Source organism: Mycobacterium sp. IDUB_39, assembly GCF_055419205.1.
The window spans coordinates 712,122-736,063 of the sequence record NZ_JBVAXF010000001.1; the positions used below are offsets into that span (position 1 = coordinate 712,122).

A 23,942-nucleotide genomic window follows, 5' to 3' on the forward strand; every position below is an offset into this window, starting at 1 on the left:
GGCGATCCGGTTGGTCCGTTCACTTGCCCTGCGCCTGAATTGCGGTGATGGCCACGGTGTTCACGATGTCCTGGACGAGCGCACCCCGGGACAGATCGTTGACGGGTTTGTTGAGCCCCTGCAGGACCGGTCCGATGGCGATCGCCCCCGCGCTGCGCTGTACGGCCTTGTAGGTGTTGTTGCCGGTGTTGAGGTCGGGGAAGATCAGCACGGTCGCCCTTCCGGCCACGGCAGACTCGGGCATCTTGGTGGCCGCCACCGAGGGTTCCACGGCGGCGTCGTACTGGATGGGCCCCTCGACCAGCAGCGACGGTTCCCGTTGTCGCACCAGTTCGGTTGCCGCCCTGACCTTGTCGACATCCGCCCCGGTACCGGACGTGCCTGTCGAGTACGACAGCATCGCCACCCGCGGATCGATGCCGAACTGAGCCGCGGTGCGCGCTGAGCTGATCGCGATATCGGCCAGCTGCTCCGAGGTGGGATCGGGCACGATAGCGCAGTCACCGTAGGCCAGCACCTCGTCGGCCAGACACATCAGGAAGATGCTGGACACCGTCGAGACGTCGGGCATCGTCTTGATGATCTCGAACGCGGGCCGCACGGTGTGCGCGGTGGTGTGCCGAGCACCCGACACCATGCCGTCGACCATGTCGTTGTGCACCAGCATCGTGCCGAAGTAGGAGACGTCGTGGATGACCTCGCGGGCCTGTTCCACGGTCACACCCCTGTGCTTGCGCAGTTCGGCGTACTGGGTTGCGAACTGATCGCACAGATCGCTCGTCTGCGGGTTGAGCACGGTGGCCGCCGACAGGTCCACGCCGAGTTCGGCGGCCCGGGCTCGCACGGCGGGCTCGTCGCCGAGGATGGTCAGGTCGGCAACCGCCCGCTGCAGCAGCCTTCCGGCGGCCCGCAGGATTCGGTCGTCCTCTCCCTCGGGGAGCACGATCCGCTTGCGATCCGAGCGTGCCTGGTCAAGCAGCTGGTAGGTGAACATCTGCGGCGTGACCACTGACGGAATCGGAATCGACAGCTGCGCAATGAGTTCCGCAGTGTCGACATGTTGGTCCATGAGTTCGAGCGCGGTGTCGATCTTGCGCTGCGAGCTGGTTGTCACGCGGCCGCGCGTCTGGGCGACCGAACGCGCGGTGTCGTAGGTGCCGAGGTCGGTGGCCACGATCGGCAGGCGCAGGCCCAGACCCGCCACCAGCGCCGCGATCGACGGGTGCAGCGGCAGCCCGCCGTTGAGGATTATGGCCGACAGGGACGGAAAGCCCTCGGCGGCGTGCGCACTCGCCATGGCGAGCACGACGTCGGAGCGATCACCAGGGGTGATGACGGCCATCCCCTCGACCAGCCGTTCCAGCACGTGTTCGGCGGTCATACCGGCGACCAGCACGCCCATCGCCTCGCGGGTCAGCAGATCCTCGTCACCGCTTAGGAGAGTCCCGTTCACTGAGGTCAGGAGCTCACCGACCGAGGGCGCAACGAGCAGCGGCTCCTCCGGAATCACATAGCACTTCACGCCGTCGGAGGCGGCGCGCTTGAGCGCGGCGGCGACAGCGTCGAGTTCAGCCGGTGCGCAACGGTTCGCCACCACCGCGGCGGTGTGGGCGTGTTGTCCGGCGATCTCAGCCAGGCACAGTTCCACGACATGGGTGACCTCGTCGGGCGTGCGGTTCGCGGCGCGCACTGTCAGCACTACCGGTGCGCCCAGATTCACCGCGATACGGGCGTTGACGCTCAGCTCGCTGGGCGAGGCGACGTCGGTGTAGTCGCTACCCACGATGAGCACGACATCGCACCGCTGCGCGACCTGGTGGTAGCGGTCGACGATATCGGCCAGCGCGCCGTCGGGATCCTCGTGCAACTGCTGGTAACCGACGCCGACGCACTCCTCGTAGGTCAGCCCGGCCGTGGTGTGAGCCAGGAGTAGCTCAAGGATGTAGTCCCGGTCCTCACCCAATCGTGTGATGGGCCGGAACACCCCGACCTTTGCGACGGTGGCCGTCAGCCGGTGCAGGATTCCGAGCGCAACAGTCGACTTACCTGTGTCGCCCTCGGGTGAAGCGATGTAGATGCTGGATGCGAAACCGGGGCCGTCGGGCACGCCCATAGCCTTTCACCATCGGCTCTCGCGCCGCCAGCCCGCACCCGACTTGAAGGGGTGATCCGGGTCATGCCCAGCCTGTGAGGTGCGGATTTGCAGATACGGGCCGCGCTGCCGCCTCGTGCGCGACCATGGAGTGAATTGACGGTCGGGAAGATTGCGGGGATGGCCAGTCCAGTCGGTGATACAGCAGATCGGTGCGGCTCATGCGGCAACGATCTGCGGGCAACGTCGCGCTTCTGCGATGCGTGCGGCTCACCGGTGTCGCCACAGACCACCCCGGGCGAGCACAAGCAGGTGACGGTGCTGTTCGCTGACGTCGTCGGGTCGATGAAGCTCGCGGCGACGCTGGACGGGGAGCGCCTCCAAGAGATCATGCACGAGCTGTTCAATCGGGCTGCGGCGGTCGTTCAGTGCTACCAGGGCACGGTCGACAAGTTCACCGGTGATGGGTTGATGGCACTGTTCGGCGCGCCGGTGGCGCTCGAGGACCACGCGCTCCGGGCCTGCATCACCGCACTTGAGATTCAGTCGATGGCCCAGCGCTACGCTGCCGAGGTACTGCGCCGTGACGGCGTGTCGCTACAGCTTCGGGTCGGCCTCAACTCGGGTGAGGTGATCGCAGGCGAGATCGGCTCCGGCCCGGGCCGCTACACGGCAGTGGGCCACCCCGTGGGAATGGCCCAGCGCATGGAGGCTGGCGCGCCTCCGAATGGAATCCTCTGCTCGCACTCGACGACACGGCTCGTCGAGGATGCCACGCGTCTCGGGCCTGCCGAGACCATTGCTGTCAAGGGCATGGACGCATCCGTGCCGGCACGGCGGCTGCTCGGGGTCGAGGCTGATCGGATGCTATTGGGTCGCAATGAGGGCACCATGCTGGGGCGCGATGCCGAGATGGCCCGGTTGCGTGCCATTTTCGCGGCGAAGCGGGGTTGTCTTGTCGGAATCGTCGGTGCGCCCGGCCTTGGGAAGAGTCGACTGATCAGTGAACTCACCGCGATCGTCAGCCCGGAGTGGGATCTGGTGCTGGCCCGCTGTGAATCCCACACCACAACGCATGCGTTTCGTGCGTTGTCGCGATTGCTCCGGGCCATGTTCAAGGTGGAGGGCCTCAGCGCGGCCGAGGCCCGTGATCACACGTCAGCACAGTGTGGGGGGTTGTTCTCACCGACGTCTGCCGATACCCACATCCTGTTCGAGGCCATGCGTATCGCCGACAGTGACGGCCAACCGGTGCAGGTCAACGTTGACGGCCGACGCCAGCATCTGGTCGAGATCATGGCGCAGTTTGTGCTCGCACGAACTGTACCAACCGTGTTCGTGCTCGAGGACGCGCATTGGATCGATGCGCCCAGCGATGACGTCCTTGCCGGTTTCGCCGCCAGACTTGACGCGACGACATCGGTGTTCGTCACGACGTATCGACCCGAGTTCCGCGGGGCGCTGGACCAGAACACCGCCGACACCATCGCACTGCAACCACTTAACGATTCGACCACCAAACGCCTGGTCTGCCAGCTCCTCGGCGACCATCCCTCGCTAACGCAACTGGTCGATCGGATTGCGGTTGCGGCGGTCGGCAACCCGTTCTTCGCCGAGGAGATCGTTCGAGATCTTGCCGGGCGCGGCCTGCTCTCGGGTGGTCGAGGTGCCTATCGCCTCATGGCCGATATCAATGACATCGCGGTTCCACCAACGGTAATGGCGGTGCTGGCCGCCCGTATCGACAGGCTGCTCGCGCAGACCAAGGCGGTCCTCAACACCGCCGCGGTGATCGGAAGCCACTTCGACATCGACACTCTGAGCGCCCTACTCCCAGAACCACTGGCACCTCGGCTGGCCGAGCTGGTTTCGGCGGAACTCATCGATCAGACGGAATTCCTGCCACAGCAACGCTATTGCTTTCGGCATCCACTCGTGCGGGCCGTCGCCTACGAGTCGCAGTTGAGCACGACCCGTGCCCACGTCCATCGCAGGCTCGCGGCCGCACTCGAGGCGCGCGATCCGCGAACGGTCGACGAGTACGCAGGTCAGATCGCCACTCACCTCGAAGCGGCCCACGAGTTCACCGAGTCCCATCGCTGGTATCTGCGCGCGGCCGACTGGCTGCGGTCTCGAGATCTTCCCGCCGCCCGCGCGAAATGGGAGAGCGCACAGGTCATCGCCGATCACCTACCGGACGATCATGACGGTGTCATAGCCATGCGGATCGTGCCCCGTTCCATGCTGTTGTCGACACAGTTCTACGTCGGCGATGATCCCGCGGCCGACGAACGCTACCGCGAGCTAGCAGACCTCGCGCGCGGAAACGGGGATCTACGGTCGCTCGCGATCGCCATGGCGGGGCGGATCTGGTCGTTCACCGTCAACGAGAATCGCATTCGCGAAGGCTCTGCGCTGGCAGCAGAACTCACGGAGTTGATCGCCGCCGTCCCCCTCGACGCGGGCACCATGGGCATCGTTCTCAACTCGGTGGCCTTCGCGCGATTCGCCGATTGCGAGTTCGATGCCGCACTCGATGTGATCAAGTCACTCGAGGCGCTGGCCGGAGATGTCCCCACAATGGAACTGGCCCCCGCCGTCGCACTACGAGGTTTGGTCGAGTGCTTCCGCGGCGACGCCGACGAGGGTTGGCGGCACATGCGCGAGGGCATGGCACAGGCGCGGTTGCTGCCGCCCGTGAACTACGCTGCCATATCGGTCTATTGGGGCATCCTGGCCGGGTCCGGCATGTGCGTGGCCGACGATCTTGTCGATGATGTCGGCGAGGTGTTGCGGCGCGCCGAATCGTTGGGCGACATCCTCGGACTCGTCGCCGCGCAGTTCTCGTACGGAACGGTGCTGCTGCGCGCCGACACAGCGTTCCACGATGACGCGATCGCGGAGTTACAACGCGCGCGCACCAGCATTCTCAAGCGCCGGCTGAGCGAGATGATGTTGCCGTCGATCAGTGCCGACTTGGCGATACACGCCACCACCGACGAGGAACGCGACGACACAATCGATGATCTTCGTCAACTGGTTTCACAGGGGATCGCCAGCTGCTCAATGCTTCTCGTGGGTTGTCCGAGTGAGGCGCTGATCGAACTGCTCATTGCGCGGGGATCGATTGGCGACATGCAAGAGGCCCACCTGATTCTCGACCGATGGGAGGTCTGCCGGCCGGGGATCGCGATGCTGGACCTGTGGTGGCTGCGATCACGCGCCTTGATGGCTCGGGCGGAAGGCGACTCGACTCGCTTCCGCGAGCTTTCCGGGCAGTATCTGACGCTGTGCGAGAAGGTCCACGCCCGCGGCAGGCTTGCCGGGGCCCGTCAGCTGGTCGACATGACGAGTTGAGCAGCGATGGCAACGATTCTGGCCTACACATCGCCCGCACTCGGTCACCTGCTGCCTATGAGCGCGCTGCTGTCAGAGCTGAGCGGCCGCGGCCATTCGATTCACGTGCGAACGCTGGCGGTCGGTGTCGGCCTCGCGGAGACACTGGGTTTCGCCGCGACGGCGATCGATCCGCGAATCGAGGAGATCGAACTCGACGACTGGAAGGCCCCCAATCCCCGCGCCGCGCTGCAGGTGGGGGTGGCGGCGTTCGGCCGACGGGCCAGCCACGAGATCGGCGATCTGACCCGCGCGATAGCAGCCGTGGAACCGGACGCAGTCCTGATCGATGCGAATTGCTGGGGAGCCCAATCACAGGCCGAGTCCAGCGGAATCCGATGGGCGTCGTTCCTGCCGTATACCCCGCCGCTGAATTCGGCTGGTGTCCCACCATTCGGGCTCGGGCTGAAACCGCTGCCCGGTGTGGTCGGTCGGGTCCGTGACGCCGCCGTTCGCCGCACAGTCACCCGCCTGCTGGAGAACGTCATGCTCGGCCCGATCAACGATGTTCGTGCGGATGTCGGCGTGGCGCCGGTGGCATCGATGGACGAGTTTCTGCGCCGGGCGGAACTGATCCTGGTCGCCACCGGCAAGCCCTTCCAGTACCCGCAGACCGACTGGGGCGATTCGGTGCAGATGATCGGGCCGTGCGTGCTCGATGAGGGCTCGGGCGAAACCCCCGATTGGATCACCGCGATCGAGGAACCAATCGTTCTCGTCACGACATCGTCGGAGAGACAAGCCGACACGAAGCTGGTTCTGACCGCGCTGGCCGCGCTCGCCGATGAACCGGTGCACGTGGTTGCCACCATGCCGGCCGGGCAACCCGGCGACATTGTGGCGCCACCCAACGCGACGGTGCGCCGGTTCGTCCCACACAGCGTGGTGCTGGACCGCGCAGTGTGCGCGGTGACGCACGGCGGCATGGGCGCGACGCAGAAGGCGCTCGCCCGTGGCCTCCCCGTCTGCGTGGTGCCGTTCGGCCGCGACCAGCTCGAGGTGGCACGCCGCGTCGAGGTGGCGCAGTGCGGCACGCGGCTGCCCGCCAGGAGGCTGTCGGCTCCGCGGCTGCGGGCAAAGGTGCAGCAGGCGATGACGATGACCGCGGGCGCGAAGCGGGTGGCCGCGGGGTTTGCGAGCACCGGTGGGGTCGCGCGTGGCGCCGATCTCTTCGAGCGGCGCGTGCTCGGCCTCACCCACGACTGATCGTCCAGTTAGCCCAGCTTGCGCAGCCGCGGCTCCAGATCCCTCTTGAACAGTTCGAGGAACCGGCGCTGATCGTGGCCGGGCGCGTGGAACACCAGGTGATTGAGGCCCCAGTCGACGTAGTCCTTGACCTTGGCGACCGCCTCGTCGGGATCTGAGGCAACGATCCAGCGCTTGGCGACCTGCTCGATGGGCAGCGCGTCGGCGGCCTTCTCCATCTCGATCGGGTCGTCGATGGAGTGCTTCTGCTCAGCGGTCAGCGACAGCGGCGCCCAGAACCGGGTGTTCTCCAATGCAAGTTCGGGATCGGTGTCATAGGAGATCTTGATCTCGATCATCCGGTCGATGTCATCGGGGTTCTTACCGGCGGCCTCCGCACCCTCCCGCATCGCCGGGATGAGCTTGTCCTTGTACAGCTCCTCGCCCTTGCCGGAGGTGCAGATGAAACCGTCGCCCGCGCGTCCCGCGTACTTGGCCACCTGGGGCCCGCCCGCGGCGATGTAGATCGGGATACCGCCCTCGGGCACGTCGTAGATCGAGGCGCCCTTGGTCTTGTAGTAGTCGCCCTCGAAGTCGACACGGTCACCGAGCCAGAGCTCACGCATCAGCCGCACCGACTCGCGCAGCCGCGCGTAGCGCTCCTTGAACTCGGGCCATTCCCCCTCGTAGCCGGTGGCGATCTCATTGAGCGCCTCACCGGTACCCACACCGAGGAATATGCGATCGGGGTAGAGGCAACCCATCGTGGCGAACGCCTGCGCGATCACGGCGGGGTTGTAGCGGAATGTCGGCGTGAGCACCGACGTGCCCAGGACGAGCCTCTTCGTGCGCTCGCCGACGGCCGTCATCCACGCCAGCGAGAACGGGGCGTGGCCACCCTCGTGCCGCCACGGCTGGAAGTGATCGCTCACAGTGGCGCTGTCCATGCCATGTGCCTCGGCCTCAACGGCCAGTTCGACGAGTTCGCGCGGGGCGAACTGTTCTGCCGACGCCTTGTATCCCAACTTCAGTTCAGCCATTTTCCGTCCCTGCTCCTCGCGTGCGCACCCCTTAGTTTCTACTCCTGCCCTTACACTCGTCGCATGGCGGCTCTGACGGCCATCACCGATACCGTGCACTTCGCGCAGACCGACTTGGTCAATTGGACGCTGGTCACCGACGGCAGCGGTGTGGTGATCATCGATGCCGGGTTCCCCGGTCAACGTGACGAAGTCCTGGACTCGGTGCGTGAACTCGGGTTCGGCGTGGACGATATCCACGCGATCCTGCTCACGCACGCTCACGTCGATCACTTCGGCTCGGCGATCTGGTTTGCGAAAACTCATGGCACTCCGGTTTTCTGCCACGCCGATGAGGTGGGCCACGCCCATCGGGAGTATCTGGAACAGGTCTCGCTGATCGACCTGGCCACTCGTATGTGGCAGCCGCGGTACGTGATGTGGTCGGCGACCATCGGGTTGAAGGGTGCGCTGGTCCGCGACGGCATACCGACCGCCCATGCCCTGACCGAGGAGGTCGCGGCGGCGCTGCCCGGCACGCCGATGGCCATCCCCACCCCCGGCCACACCGGCGGGCACTGCTCCTACGTTGTCGACGGAGTGCTCATCAGCGGCGACGCACTGGTGACGGGGCACCCGGTGTCAACGCGCCGGGGACCGCAACTTCTGCCCGGTCTGTTCAATCACGACCAGGACGGCTGTGTGCGCAGCCTCGCGGCGCTCGGGCTTCTCGACACCGAGGTGATGCTGCCGGGGCACGGCCCGGTGTGGCGTGGGCCGATCCGGGAGGCAGCCGAGCGGGCCGCTCAATGAGTACAAGAGCGGGCCGCTCGATGAGTGCTGCTGGGCGACAACGCATGTCCTAGCGGATGAGGACTCCGCTGGACTGAAGCAGGGGTACCACCTCGTTGACGAAGTCATCGAGACCGTGTTCGGGCTCCGGGCTCAGGATGAATCCGTCGCAGGCGCCGGATCGCACGCGCAGTTCGATATCGTCGGCCAGCCGCTTCGGGTCCTCGCATCTCCCGACGCTCATGGCGAGTAGCGCCGTCGTGTTCTGCAGTCGGGCTCCTCGCCCCTGCGGTCCCGCGGGCAGCGTTGCGACACCGGAGCTGGCGAATCGGGCGCCGCGATGGGTGACCGTGCGAATGCGCTCGGGGGCGACGTAGGTGCCCGAGGCCTGGTCTGCGATCACCGCGTCGGGTGCCCAACTGTCCCAGAAGGCCGCGGCCACCACGAGAAACTCGTCGGTGTGCGTGCCGGATCCGACCGCACGCCACCCGGCCCGACCGTCGGAGAGGTGATCGAGGGTGGCGAGCTGTCGGGCCACCGTGAACGGTTCGGCGGAGTCGGTGTCGACCGAGCCCACCAGGCCGATGGTCTCGGTGACCGCGGCCAGCGCAGCCAGCACGGTGAAGTCATCGAACAGAACGAAGTCGAACATGCCACGCTCGGCGGTCTGCGCCAGCTGCACGACGGATGCGAAGCTCACCTCGCCCGGGTCGGGTAACTGCGCCGCGAGGTGAACACGCCCGGCCCTGATCAAGGTGCTCCGTTCGGCTGCTCCGGCGCCCAGCGTTGCGCGAGCAACTCATGCGAGCGCAGCCGGTCTGCGTGCCGGTGTGTGACCGAGGTGATCACCAGTTCGTCGGCGCCGGTATGCCGTTGCAGCGCGTCCAGGCGGTGCGCGACGTCGTCGGGATCGCCGACGAACTGCGTTGCGGTGCGGTCGCGAACCACCTCTTCCTGCTCGGGTGTCAGCGGTGCGCACCCGTCCGGGTCTGGATAGGGCACCGCACCGTCACCGGCCCGGATCGAGTACACCCAGTGGCCGTAGCTCGACGCTAGATGCTCTGCGGTGCAGCGGTCTTGGGCAACCACTACATCGGCCGACACCACGACGTAGGGCTCCGGCAGCGATGCCGACGGCACGAACGACTGGCGGTAGACCTCGACGGCCTCCAGCGCTGTCGCGGGCGTGAGATGGTAGCTCGCTACGAACGGCAGCCCGTGCGCGCCGGCGACCCGCGCACTCTGGCCCCTGCTGCTGCCGAACACCCAGGGCCGCAATGGAGCCCGCTCCCCGGGGACGACGTGGCTTGGCACCCCGCCGGGGGCATAGGTGCCGTCGAGCATCGCCAGGATGTCGGCCACCTGGTCGGCGAAGTCGGGTGTCACGGCCTCGGGCTGTTGCAGCGCTGACATGCGCGCCACCAGACGCGGGTTGCGCATCAGGGCACTCACGTCGAACGGTGTCGGCACCACCACGCCGTCCACCTCGTGCCAGACCCGTGGCGGACGCGGCGGCCGGGCCTCACCCTGCCGGTTGGCCTCACGGCGCTTCTGGCCGGACCGCCCGACGCCGAGGTCGATGCGACCGGGATGGAACGCGTCGAGGATGCCGAAGCTCTCGACGACGGCCAGGGCGGTGGTGTGGCCGAGTTGGACGGCGGCCGCTCCCACACGGATATGCTCTGTCTCGGCGGCGATCTGACCGATCAGCACAGCGGGCGACGAGCTGGCGACCGCGACGAAGTGGTGCTCGGCTATCCAGTACCTGCGATAGCCCCACCGTTCGGCGTGCTGAGCCAGGTCCACGGTGTTGCGCAGCGCCGTGGCGGCATCGCCGCCCTCGGGGATCGGCGACAGATCGAGTATCGACAGTGGGACGTTCATCGGTCGACCCCGAGTCGGCTGCGCAGCGTCTCGGCCTCGGCGTAGGCGTCGCGGAATCGACCCGCGGACTGCAGCAGCGGGACCACCTCGTCGACGATCCAGGCCAGGTCGACGGCGTTGACCGACGGCCGTAGCCGAAACCCGTTGACGCCAAGGCCGTCCCAGCGCAGCAACAGGTCGACGAGTTCCTCTGGGCTGCCGCTGAAGACGTATGCGTCTGACCGGGGGTCAGCCGGCGATGTCGTGCACACGAAAACGTCAGCGTAGACCGCCAACCCGCGGCCACCCACCTCTGTGATCTCGTTCAGGATCGCCTGCACGTCGTCATCGTCGGCCGGGGTGATGAAGACGAGATCAGCGCTCGTGGCCGCGAACTCGTAGACCCGCCGGTTGTGCGCGAGGGCAGCGACGACCGCCCGACCGCGTATCGCGTCCACGAATCCGGATGCCGCCGTGAAGAGTTCGTCGGGGCTCGCGACTGCGCGTCTGCCGAACAGCGCGGCCTCATGGGCGGTCGAGCTGATCCGCGGCTGCCAACCCGCCCGACCGTGCGATATGACGTCGAGCAGGGCAATGGCCCTCGACACCTGGTCCGGCTCGCTGTGCGTCACTCCCGCGACGGGCACCAGACCGATGTGCGTGGTGGTCGGCGCCACCCGCGACGCGACGAGCACCGCGTCGGGCCTGCCCGCCAGCCAGCGCGAGTCGATCTCGGGCCTGCGGCGGCGCTGGGGTGTCAGGCCGTCGTCGAAGGTGACGAAGTCCAGCAGGCCGCGCTCGGCGGTGGCCGCCAGTCCCGACCAGTACGGCCCGCCCAGGACCGACTCGCGGTTGGGCGTGTGCCGCCATGCCTCGGGGTGCCAGCCGTAGCCCTCGAGAGCGACCGCCACCGGCAGGTGGCCGGTCACGCCAGCTCCTTGAGGAAGGCGACGGGGTAGGCCTCCCCCTCGGCGGGCAGCGGACCGTCAAGCCTGCGGTAGCCGGCCGCCAGGTACAGGGCCGCCGCCTCGGGCTGGCGGTCACCGGTAGTCAGGTAGATGCGTCGGTAGCCGCGGGCGGCGATATCGGCCTCGAGCACCTCCAGCAGCGCCCTGGCGAGGCCGCGACGGCGATACCTGCCATCGGTCCAGATGCGCTTGAGCTCGGCCGTTTCGGCGTCGAACCGTCGGAAGGCACCACCGGTCACCGCGACGTCGTTGAGCAGACCCACCACCATGGCGCCCCATGGTGCCGCGAATTCGCCGCGCGGGTACTGGCGCAGCCATCGTCCGACGCCCTCGGCGGTGCCGCCGTAGCGGGTGGAGTACTCGACCGCCAGCTCGGCGAGCAGGGGTTCGGCGAGCGCATCGGCCTGCCCGACCGGCACGAACACGACGTCAGAGCGGGCCACCACCACAGTCTGTCGCGCCGCCGCCCGCATGCCCATGACTGGGTCCAACGCGGGCGAGCCAATCACATTCCCCGTCGCCGACTTCGCATCACGATGATCGGAACCCGGCCCCGATACCGACCGCTTCACATCAAAAATTGACAGGTGTAAAGTTTCGCCGCATGGACAACATCAGGGGCAAGACCATCGCGATCACCGGAGCGGCCCGCGGCATCGGTCATGCCACCGCCAAGGCCCTGCTGGCCCGGGGTGCGCGAGTGGTCATCGGCGACCGCGACGTGGCGGTCCTGGAGACGGCGGTGACGGAACTGGGCCGGTTCGGTCAGGTCACCGGCTACCCGCTCGACGTCACCGACAGGGAGTCCTTCGAGGTGTTCCTCGACAAGGCCCGCACCGACGGTGCGGGCCACATCGACGTGCTCATCAACAATGCCGGCGTCATGCCGATCGGGCCCTTCCTGGCGCAGTCCGAACAGTCGATCCGCTCATCGATCGAGGTCAACCTCTACGGCGTGCTCGCAGGCTGTCAGCTGGTGCTGCCCGAGATGGTCAAGCGACGTCGCGGTCACGTCATCAACATCGCGTCCATGTCGGGCATGATCCCGGTGCCCGGCCAGGTGGTCTACGTGGGCTCCAAGTTCGCCGTGGTGGGGCTGTCAGTGGCGCTGGCCGATGAGATGGCGCCGCACGGTGTCGAGGTGTCGGTGATCATGCCGCCGTTCACCAACACGCAGCTGATCTCCGGCACCAAGGAGACCGCGGGCACCAAGCCCGTGGAACCCGAGGACATCGCCGCGGCCATCGTCAAGACGCTCGACAAGCCCAAGACACAGGTGTCGGTGCCCACCCCGCTGCGCTTCACCGCCGCGGCGTCGTCGATGCTGGGCCCCCGCGGCCGGCGCTGGCTCAACAAGAAGCTGGGGCTGGACCACGTGTTCCTGGATTATGACCAGACCGCACGCAAGAGCTACGAGGACCGCGCACAGGACGCCCAGGGCGTCATCGAGAAGAGCTAGTAGGCCTCGGGCAGCGGATCGCCGGCGCGGAATGCCTCGATATCGTCGAGGCTTCCGGCCAGGTCCGCGATGGCGAACTGGTAGTCCACCCCGTCGGCCTCGCTCGAGCCGACCAGGATGACGTGCGGCTGCGCGGGATCGGTCAGCCACACTCGCGTCACGGGCTCGATCGCCTCGTCGTCTTTGATTTCTGGGGGGACCTCGATACCCGACGGCGGGTAGAACCAGCTGAGGAACTCATCAGAGCTGAAGTCCTCATCGAACTCCCACCCGCGCGCGGTCAACGTCTCGTCGAGACCGGTGACACCGGACAGGTCGGCGTGCACGTCGGGCGGCAGCCAGCGGTCATTTCGGGTGGCGACCCGCCTCTTGCGCCGAGCCTTCTTGGCAGCACTCGACTTTGACATCTAGCTCAGCGCCTCGCCCAGGTCCGCGATCAGGTCATCGGTGCCTTCGAGTCCGACCGACAGCCGGACCACCGCGTCACCCAGTCCGATCGCCGCACGACCCTCCGGGCCCATCGCCCGGTGCGTCGTGGTGGCGGGATGGGTGATGAGCGACTTGGAGTCACCGAGATTGTTGGAGATGTCGATGACGCGCAGCTTGTCGAGCACCTCGAACGCACGCTGCTTGCCCTGCCCGTCGGCCGCCGCGAGTTCGAAGGTGACCACGGTGCCGCCGCCTCGCATCTGCCGCTTGGCCAGGTCGTACTGCGGATGCGACTCCAGGAAGGGGTACTTGACCCACGACACCGACGGATGGGCTTCGAGGAACTCCGCCACGCGCTGAGCCGAGGCGTTGGAGTAGTCGACCCGAACCGAAAGCGTCTCAAGGCCTTTGAGCATGGTCCAGGCGTTGAACGCACTCATCGCCGGACCGGTGTGGCGCATGAGCTTCTGCACCGGGCCATCGATGTACTCCTTGTCGCCCAGGATCGCACCGCCGAGCACGCGGCCCTGACCGTCGATGTGCTTGGTGCCGGAGTAGACCACGACATCGGCACCGAGCGGCATCCCCTGCTGCAGCAACGGGGTGGCGAAGACATTGTCCAGCACCACCTTTGCGCCGGCGGCGTGGGCCAGATCGCATACCGCCGCGATGTCCACCAGCGACTGCATGGGGTTGGACGGCGTCTCGAAGAACACCGCCTGCGTGGGAACCGACAGCGCCTCCTCCCACTGCGCCAGGTCCTCACCGTCGACGAACACCGTCTCCACACCCCAGCGCGGCAGGATCTCGTTGCACACCACGAAACACGAGCCGAACAGGCTGCGCGCCGCGACCAGGCGGTCCCCCGCGCCAAGCAGCGCGCCCAGCGATGTGAACACTGCCGCCATGCCGGTGGCCGTCGCGAACGCCGCTGGCGCGCCCTCGATCAGGCGTAGTCGCTCCTCGAACATCGAGATGGTCGGATTGCCGTACCGCGAGTACACGTAGCGGTCGATCTCACCGGTGAACGCCTTCTCCGCGTCGGCCGCTGACGAGTAGACGTAGCCCGACGTCAAATACATCGCCTCGGAGGTCTCCTCGAACTCCGACCGCAGCAGCCCGCCGCGCACACCGATGGTGGCCTGGCTGACTCCGTCTGGCAGTTGAGCGGGGATCCGCACGCTGGGCACCTGGCTGTCGGCGCCGTGTTCGGGGGAACTCATGACTGCCTCCAGGGCAGGCCGACTGCCTTCCAGCCCGTCGCACCGCGGTGCCCCTGCTCGTCGAGGTTGCCCTCGAATCCGTCCAGCACGTTGTAGGAGGGCGCGATGCCCGCCTCGGTGGCCGCCTCGGCGGCGCCGATGGATCGGTTACCCGAGCGGCACAGGAAGACGACCGGGCGCTCACCCGGTGTCACGCCCGCCGCCCGCAGCTCGTCGACGAAACCTCCGTTGCGCGTGCCGTCGGTGCGGCTCCACTCGATGTACACGACATCGCGCCGCAGCGACGAGATGTCGGGCACGCCGACGAAGCGCCACTCCGCCTCGGTCCGGCAGTCGACGAGCACGGCCTCGGGATTGTCGACCAGCACCTGCCATGCCTCTTCAGGCGTGATGTCTCCCGCGTAGCTCACGATCGCGAGTGTCCCATACCTAGCTGGGGCCGGGCGAACACACCTTCCATGCCTGCCCGTCGCGCGCGAACTTCATCTCGGCGGGCACCTTGGTGTCGGGTGCCTTGTCGAAGTGATAGGTCACCGTGGCCGTCGCGACATCGTCGTCGATCTGCACGTTGGACACGCCGTCGACGTAGCGCTCGCCGCGCGAGGCGGCCGAATCACGTTGGCGGGCAAGCACTTCAGCTTCACTCCCGTGCTGCTCGGCACAGGTGTACGTGACGAAGTCCGGATAGGCGGCACGCTGCAGCGCGTCGTTCTGGGCGACCGCGGCGCGGCCCACCTCCTGCTCCGGGGTGGGCCCGTCATCGTCGAAGGCGCCCAGAGCAACGATTCCACTCACGACGAGCACGATTATCGCCAGCGCCCCGAGGAACGGCGCCATGGTGGGCCGGTCGGACTCGGACTCGTCGTCCGGCTCATTGCCAGTCATGGCGCCCGCAGAACGCTGGACACCCGGTGCGCACGGTCACGCGCCCGCACCACATCGGGTGCGGTGGCGATGGCGATCGCCCCTCTGTCGCTCACTCGGACGTCGCTCTCGGGGACCTCCAGGGCCTCGCCGAGCGCACCAACTGTCGTCGTCCCACCCTCGAGCACCTCGGCGGCGGCCGGCGAGATCATGATGGTGTCGAGCGAGAGCCCGAGGATCGCCCTGGCGTGCAGCTCGAACTGCGAGAGCCGCTGTGAGCGCAGCGTCAGCAGGCCCACGTCCTCCGGGCGCGGCCGGACACCGGAGAAGTAGACCTCGTCACCGCGCACCAGCAGCTCGACGCTGAACACACCGCGCCCGCCCAGCGAGTTGACGATGCGCGCCGCGATCGAACGCGCGGCATCCAGCGCGGCGGGCGACATCTGGTGTGGCTGCCAGCTCTCCAGCGGACCACCGTCCGACCGGCGGTGGCCGATCGGTTCGCAGAAGGCCACGGTCGGCCCGGACGGCGCGATGCTGCGTGCCGTGAGCAGCGTGACCTCGTCATCGACCTCGACGACGGTCTCGGCCACCACGCGCTGCGGCGAACCGGCTCCGGCCGTCGCGAGCTTCCAGGCCGCCTCGACGTCCTCGGGCCGGGTCAGGACCGAGGTACCCGCTGTCGACTGACCGGCGACGGGCGACACCACCAGGGGGAAACCCGCATGGCGCGCCACGGCGTCGAGTTCCTCGGCCGAACCGGCGAACCAGAACGGCACCGTCGGCAGCCCGAGTTCATCGGCGGCCAACTTGCGCAAACCCTCGCGGTCCAGGCTCAGCCGTGCGCCGCGCGGCGTCGGAAACACGTCGACGTTCTCGGTCTCCGCGGCGGCGATCAGGATCTCGGGTGGCACGTCGGGCGACGCCGCGACCACGTAGCGCGGCTTCACCTCGGTCATCTTGGCGATGACGGCCGCGGCGTCCAGGGTCTCCACCAGGGCCACCCCGACTCCCAGCCGCTCGAACGCGAGGGCCAGCTCGCCTCCGGCCGGCGTCGTGCCGAGAACCATCACTACAGGTGGGTCCGCGCGTGTCTCACTCATCGGTTGTCCACCCTGCCAGACCCCGCGTCCAGCCGGATGTCGACGTAGCACCAACGCCACGTCTCACCGGGTTCGACCGAGCGCATCACCGGGTGATCGCTGGCGTGGAAGTGGGCGGCGGCATGCCGGTACGGGCTGGAGTCGCAGCAGCCCACGTGTCCGCAGGTGAGGCACATCCGCAGGTGTGCCCAGGTACTCTCGCCGAGTTCGTGACACTCCTGGCACACGCCCGGGGTGAGTGGCTCCGGTTCGGCGAGATCGGCGGCGGCCGACAGATGCTCGCAGGTCTGTGGCGGGGAATTCGTGTCGCGCCCCCGCGTTCTCCTCCGCATGCTGATCAGGATAGGTCGGACCGACCGCGCAGACGGCATAGGTGTGATGGGCAGGGAGGTGGGACCACGTGGCTGTATCACTGCTCGCAGTGCTTGTCGTGTCGGTGTTGTTGGCGGCGGTGGCGCGACGGTATGACGTGTCGGCGCCGCTGGCGCTGGTGGTGGCAGGCCTCGGGGCGGGCATGCTGCCCGGCCTGCGCGGTATCGAACTCGAGCCGGAGCTGGTGCTGTTCGTGATCCTGCCGCCGCTGCTGTGGTCGGCGGGGCTGGAGAGCAGCTACGTCGCGCTGCGCAAGAACCTGCGGCCGATCGGGCTGCTGGCCATCGGACTGCCGTTGGCGACGACGTTCGCGGTTGGCGTGGTCGCCTTCCACACCGTGCCGGAGCTGACCATCGCGGCGGCGCTGACCCTTGGCGCGATAGTCGCCCCTCCCGACGCTGTATCGGCGACGGCGGTGGGACGCAGGCTCGGCCTGCCGCGCCGGATCATGACGCTGCTGGGTGGCGAGAGCCTGCTCAACGACGCGACCGCGCTGACGGCCTACAAAGTCGCCCTGGCCGCGGCGATCGGCACCGCGGCGACGTGGGGCAGCGGGCTCGGCACGTTCGCGCTCGCGGCGGTCGGCGGTGTTGCCGTCGGCGGCGTGCTCGGTTTGATCATCGACCACATCCGGACATGGTTGAACGATCCGCTGGTCGAGAGCGCGATCGGTCTGGTGGCGCCGTTCTTCATCTACTTCCTCGCCGAGCAGGTGCACGGTTCTGGCGTGATCGCGGTGGTGATCGCCGCACTGCTCCTCGGCCAGCGCTCCACGCGGGCGAGTTATGCCACCCGGCTGCAGGACACCGCGGTATGGAAGGCCGTGCAGTTGGTGCTGGAGTCCTTCGCGTTCCTGCTGATCGGCCTTCAGCTGCCCACCGTGATCGGCGAGCTGGCCGGTATCAGGGCCTCGGTGCTGGCCACCGCATCGGTGGCGGTGCTGGCGACGGTCATCGTGGTGCGCATCGTGTGGGTGTACGCGTTCGCTTATGTGCCCCGCATGCTGTCGGCCCGCATCCGCGAGAGGGAACCGAGGCCGACGTCGGCGCAGGTGTTCATCGTCGCGTGGGCGGGCATGCGCGGCGTGGTGTCGCTGGCCGCTGCGTTCGCGGTGCCGATGACGACGCTGTCCGGTGACGCGTTCCCCGGTAGGCCCCAGCTCGTCTTCCTGACGTTCGTCGTCGTGGTCGGCACGCTGCTGCTGCACGGGCTGACGCTGCCGTGGTTCATCAGGGTTCTCGACGTGCCGAGCGATGACAGCGCACGCGATGCGCTCGAGGCCGCGGCGGCGCAGACCAGGGCCACACAGGCGGCGTCACGACGGCTCGACGAGCTGCTCGCGGAGGATAGGCCAGGGGTGATCATCCACGAGCACACGCCCAAGATCCTTCGGGCGTGGAACGAGCGGCGCAGCGACGCCGCGTGGGAGGAGCTGGGCCGCGGCGACGACGAGATCGGCGAGAGCCCGGCGGCCACGTTCCGCAGGCTTCGCCTGGCGATGCTGGCGGCCGAACGTGAGTCGTTCATCTCCCAGCGCGACGAGGGCTCGATCGATGACGAGGTGTTGCGCGCGCTGCTCCGGGGCCTGGATCTGGAGGAGGCCGCGCTCAATCGCGACCGTGAGTAGGCCGAGACTTCAGTCCTGGCCGACCACGTCCTGACCGATTGGGGCCGGCATCTCGGCACGGTAGCTCCGCATACCTGCCACCAGCGCCCCGAAGGTGCGGTGGGCGGCGCGCAAGTCCTCATCGGGCAAATCCGCGAGTGCGGCGTGGGTGTGCTCACCGAGCTGGGTGAAGAACTCGCGGGCAACGTTCCAACCGTGGTCGCCGTACCGCAGGATCACCTTGCGCCGGTCGGTGGGATCCATCTCTCGTCGGAGGTGCCCGTTCTCGGCCATCCGCTCCACCAGGTAAGTGATCGCGGCCCCCGACAGTCCCATGTTCTTGCGAAGGTCGCCCGCTGTCATCCGAACCCCCGTGGACTCCGCGATCATCACGAACAGCAATGCCCGAAATTCATTGGCGGACACATTATTACGCACCGCGAAGGCACGCGATATCCAATCGGACTCCGACGTCAGTTCTCGGAGGTCGGCCGAGATGACGCGTTCCATTCGGAGCCGCTCATCTCCTGGCGGGCCTGATTCCGGCATTGCGATTGCGGTTCCTTTGGCAGAGTTGGCTTTCCAACATATTCCGCTGATTCAACCACCGAACCTTGATCCATTGTTTGAATACTGAAAGATTGAACTGATGTCCTCACGTCTGCACGGCCTGATCGCCCTCGTGGTTCTGCTCGTATCGGTGGCGGCCCTGGTCCTGCTCGGCGGATCCGACACCGATTCAACATCTCCCGTATCCGTTCCAGCGAACTCCGAATCGGCCCGGGCAGATAGCACACGCCCACAGTTCCCTCAGGGCGATGCAGTTCCAGCAATTCTGGTGGTCACGCGGCCCGACGGTGCCGCACTGTCGCCGGCCGACCTCGCCGCAACCGATGCGGCGCGCGCCCGGGTGCTGGCCGCGGGTGACGTCGATGGCGCGCCGCCGGTCGTGGTCTCTCAGGACGGACAGTCCGCGGTCGCGACGATCCCGCTTCGGGGAGACCTGTCGGGCTTCGCCCTGAACGACGCCGTCACATCGCTGCGGGCAGCGGCCGCAGACGGTCTGCCATCAGATCTGCGCACCGAACTCACCGGCGGACCGGCGTTCGGCGCCGATATCGCGAACTCGTTCAGCGGTGCCAACATCACCCTGCTCGCCGTGACCGCAGCAGTCGTCGCGCTGCTGCTCATCATCACCTACCGATCCCCCGTGCTGTGGCTGGTGCCGCTGTTGGTGATCGCACTGGCCGACCGCGTCGGATCGGTGATCGGTTCGGCGATCGCCACCGGGGTGGGGACGACGCCCGACGGCTCCACGTCGGGTATCACCAGCGTCCTGGTGTTCGGCGCGGGCACCAACTACGCGCTACTGCTCATCTCCCGGTACCGCGAGGAACTCGGGCGCGAGAGCGATCACCGTGCGGCCCTCGCGACGGCGCGGCGACATGCCGGACCCGCCATCATCGCCAGTAACGCGACGGTGGTGCTTGCACTTCTCACCCTGCTGCTGGCGTCATCTCCGAGCACCCGCAGCCTCGGCGTGCAGGCCGCCGCGGGCCTGGTGGTCGCGGCAGTGTTCGTACTCCTGGTGCTGCCGCCGGCGCTCGCACTCTTCGGCAAGCGCTTGTTCTGGCCGTTCGTGCCGGAGGTCGGCGCCGAACCCCTGACCACGACGGGCTTCTGGCACCGCATCGCCGACGGCGTGGCACGGCGACCAGCCCAAGTCGCCGGTGTGTCGATCGCCGCGCTTGTACTGCTGTGCACCGGCCTGATCGGCACCCCGATCGGGTTGTCGCAGACCGAACAGTTTCGCGTGCAGGCCGAATCGGTGACGGGGTACCAGACGCTAGCCGCGCACTTCCCCAGTGGCCTGACCGATCCCACCCGTGTCGTCGCGGCGACCGCATCCGACGACGCGATCCGCCAGGCCATCGTCTCGACTCCCGGCGTGGTGTCGGCCCAGCCCACGGGGCAGTCGCCATCAGGGGCGAGCGCAGCGACGGGGAATGACACAGGCCTCACGCAGTGGTCGGTGGTGCTCGATGCCGCACCGGGATCGGATGAGGCCTTCGACACCATCGACTCGCTGCGGGCCTCGGTGCACGACGTCGACGGCGATGCACTCGTCGGTGGGTCCGACGCGTCGGCCCGGGACGCACGGGCGTCGGCCGAGCGCGACCTGCGCGTCGTGGTGCCCGCGATCCTGGTGGTTGTGCTGGTGGTGCTGTACGTGCTGCTGCGCGCGGCACTGGCCCCGCTGGTGCTCGTTGCGGTCACCGTCCTCAGCGCGCTCGCCGCGCTCGGCCTCGGCGGCTGGGTCAGCGTGCACGCCTTCGGATTTCCCGCGCTGGACAACACGACGCCGTTGTACGCGTTCCTGTTCCTGGTGGCCCTCGGTGTGGACTACACGATCTTCCTGGTCACCCGGGCCCGCGAGGAGACCCCCGAGCACGGCACCCGCGACGGCATCGTGCGCGCCGTGTCGGCCACTGGTGCGGTGATCACGAGCGCGGGAATCGTTCTGGCAGCAGTGTTCTGTGTACTGGGCGTGCTGCCATTGATCGTGCTGACCCAGATCGGCATCATCGTTGGCCTCGGCATCCTGCTGGACACCTTCGTGGTCCGGACCGTGATCATTCCCGCACTGTTCACGTTGATCGGTCCACGCATCTGGTGGCCGGCGCTGCGTCCAGGCCCCTAGTCCGAAAACTCTTCTGCCCCTCTGGTTTCACTAATCACAATCCAGGCCAAACCTGTCGGTGCATCGAACTAGTGTTCGAAGTATGGAATCGGGTCGCGTCGCCACCGCAGTAGCGGCGCTCGAGGCTGCGCGTGACGCGATGGCCGCCCTGAACATCGACGCCCTGTCTCATCGGGAACTGCTCGAACTACTCGATCGCCTCGAACACGACACCCGCCGCGCCCCGGTCACCGAGCAGCGCATCCTCAACCGGTTGGCCACTGAGGCCAGCCCGCTGGAGTTGGGTGACACCACACTGCGAAAGCTGGTGGCGTTCTGGTTGCGGATCAGCGACAACGCGGCCAGTGACCGTATCGACAGCGCCGCCGACCTGGGCCCCCGCCACACCCTCGGTGGCCAACCCCTGCCACCAGTGCTCGAGCACACCGCCGCCGCCCAGGCCCGCGGACAGATCAACACCGAGCACCTCGACACCGGCCAAGCCCGCACCAACGACCTGCACCACCCCGAACGCATGCTGCGCCCACCCGAGGACGACGACCCCGTCTAGCCGACGCAACATGGACCGAAATACACCCTGTTGGACCGCCTCGGGCAGCGCTGACCGCGGTTTTCACCGGGCGATCAACGGCGTCGGTACCGTCGAGAGCATGACCCAGACGACCCCGCCGCCCCCGGTGCACATGCGGCGCAACAGCTTCGACCCGATACCGGAACTCGGCGAAATCCGCGTCCGCGAGGGTGTCAAGAAGGTCGTCAACTCCTTTGGCATGCAGGTCTACCTCGTCACCCGCCACGACGACGTCAAGGCCGTGCTGGCCGACCACGTGCACTTCTCCAACACGCGCCCGCCGGGATTCGTCCTGCCCGGCGCACCCGACATCCCGGCGCAGGACCAGGAGAGCCAGCGCGCAGGCAACCTGCTGGGACTCGACCCGCCCGAGCACCAGCGGCTGCGCCGGATGCTCACCTCCGAATTCACCATCCGTCGCATCAAACGGCTGGAACCACGGATCACCGAGATCGTCGAAGATCACCTCGACGCGATGCAGGCCGCGGGATCGCCCGGGGATCTGGTCGAGTCATTCGCCCTGCCCATCCCATCGCTGGTGATCTGCGAACTGCTCGGTGTGCCCTACGCCGACCGCGACGACTTCCAGAGGCGCGCCAACCGCCAGCTCGACCTGTCGCTGCCCATGCAGGAGCGGATCGATACGCAGCGTGAGGCCCGCGACTACATGCACACGCTGGTCGCCAGCGCACGCCGCAGTCCGGGCGAGGACATCCTGGGCATGCTGGTCCGTGACCACGGCGACGAGCTGACGGATGACGAACTCGTCGGCATCGCAGGCCTGTTGCTGCTCGCCGGTCACGAGACCACGTCGAACATGCTCGGGCTGGGCACCCTGGCACTCCTGCGCCACCCCGATCAGCTCGCCGCGGTGCGCGACGACCCGGATGCGGTCGGGCCGGCTATCGAGGAGCTACTGCGCTGGCTGTCCATCGTGCAGACGTCGATTCCGCGAATCACCACGGCCGACGTCGAGGTGGCCGGCGTGCCGATCCCGGCAGGGCAGCTGGTCTTCGCATCGCTGCCGGCAGGCAACCGCGATCCCGAATTCATCGACGCGCCAGACGTTCTCGACGTCGGCCGCGGGGCTCCCGGACATCTCGCCTTCGGCCACGGCGTGCACCACTGCCTGGGCGCACCCCTGGCCCGCATGGAGATGCGGATCGCCTGGCCCGCACTGTTTCGCCGATTTCCCAACCTGGCGCTGGCAGACGACTTCGACAACGTCGCGTTCCGCGAGTTCCACTTCATCTACGGGCTACGTTCATTGTTGGTCAGCTGGTGATTGAGGTGGTGATGTGGTGATGAAGCTGAGCGCCGATCGAGACGACTGCATCGCGTCAGGCAACTGCGTGATGATCTCGGATGTGTTGTTCGATCAGGACGATGACGGTGTGGTGGTCGTCCTGGCCGAGGATGTGCCCGAGGCGGAGCAGGACCGGGCCCGCGAGGCCGTCAGGACCTGTCCGGCCTCGGTTTTGCACCTGGAGTGACGTCGTTGTTCTCCTGATCGTCGTCATGACGCAGGTCGATGACCCCCGCCCGCACCAGTGCGAGCAGGCTGACCAGGAGCACCCAGATCGGGAACGCGATGGTGACCCAGATGCTGATGTCGCTGGCGATCAGAATCGCAACCGCGGCAACGTAAGTCACAGTTATCAACCAGGTCGGCATGAGTCGCGTCTTCAGCCAGATCGTGGCGAGCGAGAACATGAAGACCCCGGCCATGCGCAGCGCGTAGGTGTTGCTCAGAGCGACCAGTACGTGCTCGCCGAACACCGCGACGTCGCCCGTGGCCGCCGCGTCGGGCTTGGTGGCCCTGATCGCAACCAGGCCGGCACCGACCGCTGACGAGGCGAACATCATCGCAAGGAACAGCAGACCGCTGCCGAAGAACACCGTTGCGAAGAACTTGTCCTCGTACTTGCCGAGTCCGTCGCGCACCACACCGATGAACCACAGGAACGCGATCCCCGCGAATGGCATCAACACTGCCGCGACCCTGAGCTTGCCGCTGGCACCCTCGATCCACTGCGACCCCGGCTGGCCGCCCTCGGGCAGTGCGGTCTTGATGAGCACCAGCGCGGCGCCGAACAGGAGCGCGAACAACACGCCCGCCAACGCCGCCGCTCGGGGAGTCGACAGCTTGCGGATATGACGCTGCGCGGCGTGTTCGGTCCTGTTTTCGGTCACCGTCTCATGGTGACAGAGCGATGACTCGTTCATGCGCGAAGCAGTCCTCAAGACGACAACTCGTTAGCCTGAGTTTCCGGGGGTGCCGCCGTGTCCGGTCACTGCG

Annotated in this window: 22 protein-coding genes and 1 pseudogene; 9 read left to right on the top strand and 14 right to left on the bottom strand. The window is 67.3% G+C overall.

Annotation, left to right across the window (positions count from 1 at the left end; all coding sequences use genetic code 11):
• Nucleotides 1-19: 19 nt before the first annotated feature.
• Nucleotides 20-2,113: a phosphate acetyltransferase gene (gene pta, locus ACZY0X_RS03490; RefSeq protein WP_463768189.1), complete on the bottom strand. Its 2,094-nt coding sequence runs from the start codon at nt 2,111-2,113 to the stop codon at nt 20-22.
• Between the two features lie 255 nt (nt 2,114-2,368).
• On the opposite strand from pta, the gene ACZY0X_RS03495 reads away from it, so the two are divergent.
• Together ACZY0X_RS03495 and ACZY0X_RS03500 are read left to right on the top strand one after the other, a co-directional pair.
• Nucleotides 2,369-5,449, top strand: coding sequence for an ATP-binding protein (locus tag ACZY0X_RS03495; protein WP_463768191.1), 3,081 nt, complete (start codon nt 2,369-2,371; stop codon nt 5,447-5,449).
• A gap of 6 nt (nt 5,450-5,455) precedes the next feature.
• Complete coding sequence (locus tag ACZY0X_RS03500; protein WP_463768192.1) at nt 5,456-6,694, top strand: glycosyltransferase; 1,239 nt, start codon at nt 5,456-5,458, stop codon at nt 6,692-6,694.
• Between the two features lie 8 nt (nt 6,695-6,702).
• On the opposite strand, the gene fgd is transcribed toward ACZY0X_RS03500, so the two are convergent.
• Nucleotides 6,703-7,713 carry a glucose-6-phosphate dehydrogenase (coenzyme-F420) gene (gene fgd, locus ACZY0X_RS03505; RefSeq protein WP_463768193.1) on the bottom strand — a complete coding sequence of 337 codons (1,011 nt, stop codon included), beginning with the start codon at nt 7,711-7,713 and terminating at the stop codon, nt 6,703-6,705.
• Between the two features lie 63 nt (nt 7,714-7,776).
• On the opposite strand from fgd, the gene ACZY0X_RS03510 reads away from it, so the two are divergent.
• Nucleotides 7,777-8,505 (top strand): MBL fold metallo-hydrolase, encoded by a 729-nt coding sequence (locus tag ACZY0X_RS03510; RefSeq protein ID WP_463768194.1) that lies wholly within the window; start codon nt 7,777-7,779, stop codon nt 8,503-8,505.
• Between the two features lie 244 nt (nt 8,506-8,749).
• Here the strand turns inward: ACZY0X_RS03510 and ACZY0X_RS03515 are convergent.
• The 4 genes and pseudogenes from ACZY0X_RS03515 to ACZY0X_RS03530 all read right to left on the bottom strand — a co-directional run.
• Nucleotides 8,750-9,238 (bottom strand): annotated as a pseudogene (locus tag ACZY0X_RS03515) (LLM class flavin-dependent oxidoreductase); the annotation flags it as partial.
• Nucleotides 9,235-10,368: an LLM class flavin-dependent oxidoreductase gene (locus tag ACZY0X_RS03520; protein WP_463768195.1), complete on the bottom strand. Its 1,134-nt coding sequence runs from the start codon at nt 10,366-10,368 to the stop codon at nt 9,235-9,237. The gene ACZY0X_RS03520 and the pseudogene ACZY0X_RS03515, both read right to left, overlap by 4 nt.
• On the bottom strand, nt 10,365-11,276 hold the full coding sequence (locus tag ACZY0X_RS03525) for an LLM class oxidoreductase (RefSeq protein ID WP_463768196.1): 912 nt from the start codon (nt 11,274-11,276) through the stop codon (nt 10,365-10,367). Before ACZY0X_RS03525 ends, ACZY0X_RS03520 begins: the two co-directional genes overlap by 4 nt.
• Entirely contained in the window at nt 11,273-11,788 is a 516-nt protein-coding gene (locus tag ACZY0X_RS03530; RefSeq protein ID WP_463768758.1) for a GNAT family N-acetyltransferase, read from the bottom strand. Before ACZY0X_RS03530 ends, ACZY0X_RS03525 begins: the two co-directional genes overlap by 4 nt.
• Nucleotides 11,789-11,919: 131 nt before the next feature.
• Here ACZY0X_RS03530 and ACZY0X_RS03535 point away from each other — a divergent pair, with 131 nt between their 5' ends.
• Entirely contained in the window at nt 11,920-12,774 is an 855-nt protein-coding gene (locus ACZY0X_RS03535) for an SDR family oxidoreductase (protein ID WP_463768198.1), read from the top strand.
• On the opposite strand, the gene ACZY0X_RS03540 is transcribed toward ACZY0X_RS03535, so the two are convergent.
• The 6 genes from ACZY0X_RS03540 to ACZY0X_RS03565 are packed head-to-tail and all read right to left on the bottom strand — an operon-like array spanning nt 12,771 to nt 16,725.
• A complete protein-coding gene (locus tag ACZY0X_RS03540) occupies nt 12,771-13,181 on the bottom strand; it encodes a hypothetical protein (protein ID WP_463768199.1) in 411 nt (136 codons plus the stop codon). The genes ACZY0X_RS03535 and ACZY0X_RS03540 overlap by 4 nt on opposite strands.
• Nucleotides 13,182-14,426, bottom strand: a complete 1,245-nt coding sequence (locus ACZY0X_RS03545; protein WP_463768200.1) for an O-succinylhomoserine sulfhydrylase — start codon at nt 14,424-14,426, stop codon at nt 13,182-13,184. It lies immediately after the preceding gene.
• The gene (locus tag ACZY0X_RS03550; RefSeq protein WP_241401268.1) at nt 14,423-14,836 is read right to left on the bottom strand and encodes a rhodanese-like domain-containing protein; all 414 of its coding nucleotides are present in this window, start codon (nt 14,834-14,836) and stop codon (nt 14,423-14,425) included. The genes ACZY0X_RS03545 and ACZY0X_RS03550 overlap by 4 nt, the downstream gene beginning before the upstream one ends.
• Before the next feature lie 19 nt (nt 14,837-14,855).
• Nucleotides 14,856-15,311 (bottom strand): Rv0361 family membrane protein, encoded by a 456-nt coding sequence (locus tag ACZY0X_RS03555; RefSeq protein ID WP_463768201.1) that lies wholly within the window; start codon nt 15,309-15,311, stop codon nt 14,856-14,858.
• On the bottom strand, nt 15,308-16,393 hold the full coding sequence (locus ACZY0X_RS03560) for an ATP-grasp domain-containing protein (protein ID WP_463768202.1): 1,086 nt from the start codon (nt 16,391-16,393) through the stop codon (nt 15,308-15,310). Before ACZY0X_RS03560 ends, ACZY0X_RS03555 begins: the two co-directional genes overlap by 4 nt.
• Nucleotides 16,390-16,725 (bottom strand): UBP-type zinc finger domain-containing protein, encoded by a 336-nt coding sequence (locus tag ACZY0X_RS03565; RefSeq protein ID WP_463768203.1) that lies wholly within the window; start codon nt 16,723-16,725, stop codon nt 16,390-16,392. Before ACZY0X_RS03565 ends, ACZY0X_RS03560 begins: the two co-directional genes overlap by 4 nt.
• A gap of 68 nt (nt 16,726-16,793) precedes the next feature.
• On the opposite strand from ACZY0X_RS03565, the gene ACZY0X_RS03570 reads away from it, so the two are divergent.
• Nucleotides 16,794-18,392: a Na+/H+ antiporter gene (locus tag ACZY0X_RS03570; protein WP_463768204.1), complete on the top strand. Its 1,599-nt coding sequence runs from the start codon at nt 16,794-16,796 to the stop codon at nt 18,390-18,392.
• Between the two features lie 9 nt (nt 18,393-18,401).
• Here the strand turns inward: ACZY0X_RS03570 and ACZY0X_RS03575 are convergent, their stop codons facing one another.
• Nucleotides 18,402-18,920 carry a MarR family winged helix-turn-helix transcriptional regulator gene (locus ACZY0X_RS03575; protein WP_463768205.1) on the bottom strand — a complete coding sequence of 173 codons (519 nt, stop codon included), beginning with the start codon at nt 18,918-18,920 and terminating at the stop codon, nt 18,402-18,404.
• Nucleotides 18,921-19,020: 100 nt separating this feature from the next.
• Between ACZY0X_RS03575 and ACZY0X_RS03580 the strand changes: the two genes are divergently transcribed.
• From ACZY0X_RS03580 to ACZY0X_RS03595, 4 genes are all read left to right on the top strand, one after another.
• The gene (locus tag ACZY0X_RS03580) at nt 19,021-21,072 is read left to right on the top strand and encodes an MMPL family transporter (protein ID WP_463768206.1); all 2,052 of its coding nucleotides are present in this window, start codon (nt 19,021-19,023) and stop codon (nt 21,070-21,072) included.
• Nucleotides 21,073-21,154: 82 nt separating this feature from the next.
• Entirely contained in the window at nt 21,155-21,622 is a 468-nt protein-coding gene (locus ACZY0X_RS03585) for a DUF222 domain-containing protein (protein ID WP_463768207.1), read from the top strand.
• Between the two features lie 100 nt (nt 21,623-21,722).
• A complete protein-coding gene (locus ACZY0X_RS03590; RefSeq protein ID WP_463768208.1) occupies nt 21,723-22,928 on the top strand; it encodes a cytochrome P450 in 1,206 nt (401 codons plus the stop codon).
• 19 nt (nt 22,929-22,947) lie between these two features.
• The gene (locus tag ACZY0X_RS03595) at nt 22,948-23,136 is read left to right on the top strand and encodes a ferredoxin (protein WP_463768759.1); all 189 of its coding nucleotides are present in this window, start codon (nt 22,948-22,950) and stop codon (nt 23,134-23,136) included.
• Here the strand turns inward: ACZY0X_RS03595 and ACZY0X_RS03600 are convergent.
• Nucleotides 23,099-23,836, bottom strand: coding sequence for a hypothetical protein (locus tag ACZY0X_RS03600; RefSeq protein ID WP_463768209.1), 738 nt, complete (start codon nt 23,834-23,836; stop codon nt 23,099-23,101). The genes ACZY0X_RS03595 and ACZY0X_RS03600 overlap by 38 nt on opposite strands.
• Nucleotides 23,837-23,942 lie beyond the last annotated feature (106 nt).

What these genes read in the sequence shown, in the direction of transcription:
- pta (WP_463768189.1), bottom strand. Translation starts at nt 2,113, where the DNA reads ATGGGCGTGCCCGACGGCCCCGGTTTCGCATCCAGCATCTACATCGCT.
- ACZY0X_RS03500 (WP_463768192.1), top strand. Translation starts at nt 5,456, where the DNA reads ATGGCAACGATTCTGGCCTACACATCGCCCGCACTCGGTCACCTGCTG.
- fgd (WP_463768193.1), bottom strand. Translation starts at nt 7,713, where the DNA reads ATGGCTGAACTGAAGTTGGGATACAAGGCGTCGGCAGAACAGTTCGCC.
- ACZY0X_RS03510 (WP_463768194.1), top strand. Translation starts at nt 7,777, where the DNA reads ATGGCGGCTCTGACGGCCATCACCGATACCGTGCACTTCGCGCAGACC.
- ACZY0X_RS03520 (WP_463768195.1), bottom strand. Translation starts at nt 10,368, where the DNA reads ATGAACGTCCCACTGTCGATACTCGATCTGTCGCCGATCCCCGAGGGC.
- ACZY0X_RS03530 (WP_463768758.1), bottom strand. Translation starts at nt 11,788, where the DNA reads ATGCGGGCGGCGGCGCGACAGACTGTGGTGGTGGCCCGCTCTGACGTC.
- ACZY0X_RS03535 (WP_463768198.1), top strand. Translation starts at nt 11,920, where the DNA reads ATGGACAACATCAGGGGCAAGACCATCGCGATCACCGGAGCGGCCCGC.
- ACZY0X_RS03540 (WP_463768199.1), bottom strand. Translation starts at nt 13,181, where the DNA reads ATGTCAAAGTCGAGTGCTGCCAAGAAGGCTCGGCGCAAGAGGCGGGTC.
- ACZY0X_RS03545 (WP_463768200.1), bottom strand. Translation starts at nt 14,426, where the DNA reads ATGAGTTCCCCCGAACACGGCGCCGACAGCCAGGTGCCCAGCGTGCGG.
- ACZY0X_RS03555 (WP_463768201.1), bottom strand. Translation starts at nt 15,311, where the DNA reads ATGACTGGCAATGAGCCGGACGACGAGTCCGAGTCCGACCGGCCCACC.
- ACZY0X_RS03560 (WP_463768202.1), bottom strand. Translation starts at nt 16,393, where the DNA reads ATGAGTGAGACACGCGCGGACCCACCTGTAGTGATGGTTCTCGGCACG.
- ACZY0X_RS03565 (WP_463768203.1), bottom strand. Translation starts at nt 16,725, where the DNA reads ATGCGGAGGAGAACGCGGGGGCGCGACACGAATTCCCCGCCACAGACC.
- ACZY0X_RS03575 (WP_463768205.1), bottom strand. Translation starts at nt 18,920, where the DNA reads ATGCCGGAATCAGGCCCGCCAGGAGATGAGCGGCTCCGAATGGAACGC.
- ACZY0X_RS03580 (WP_463768206.1), top strand. Translation starts at nt 19,021, where the DNA reads ATGTCCTCACGTCTGCACGGCCTGATCGCCCTCGTGGTTCTGCTCGTA.
- ACZY0X_RS03585 (WP_463768207.1), top strand. Translation starts at nt 21,155, where the DNA reads ATGGAATCGGGTCGCGTCGCCACCGCAGTAGCGGCGCTCGAGGCTGCG.
- ACZY0X_RS03590 (WP_463768208.1), top strand. Translation starts at nt 21,723, where the DNA reads ATGACCCAGACGACCCCGCCGCCCCCGGTGCACATGCGGCGCAACAGC.
- ACZY0X_RS03595 (WP_463768759.1), top strand. Translation starts at nt 22,948, where the DNA reads ATGAAGCTGAGCGCCGATCGAGACGACTGCATCGCGTCAGGCAACTGC.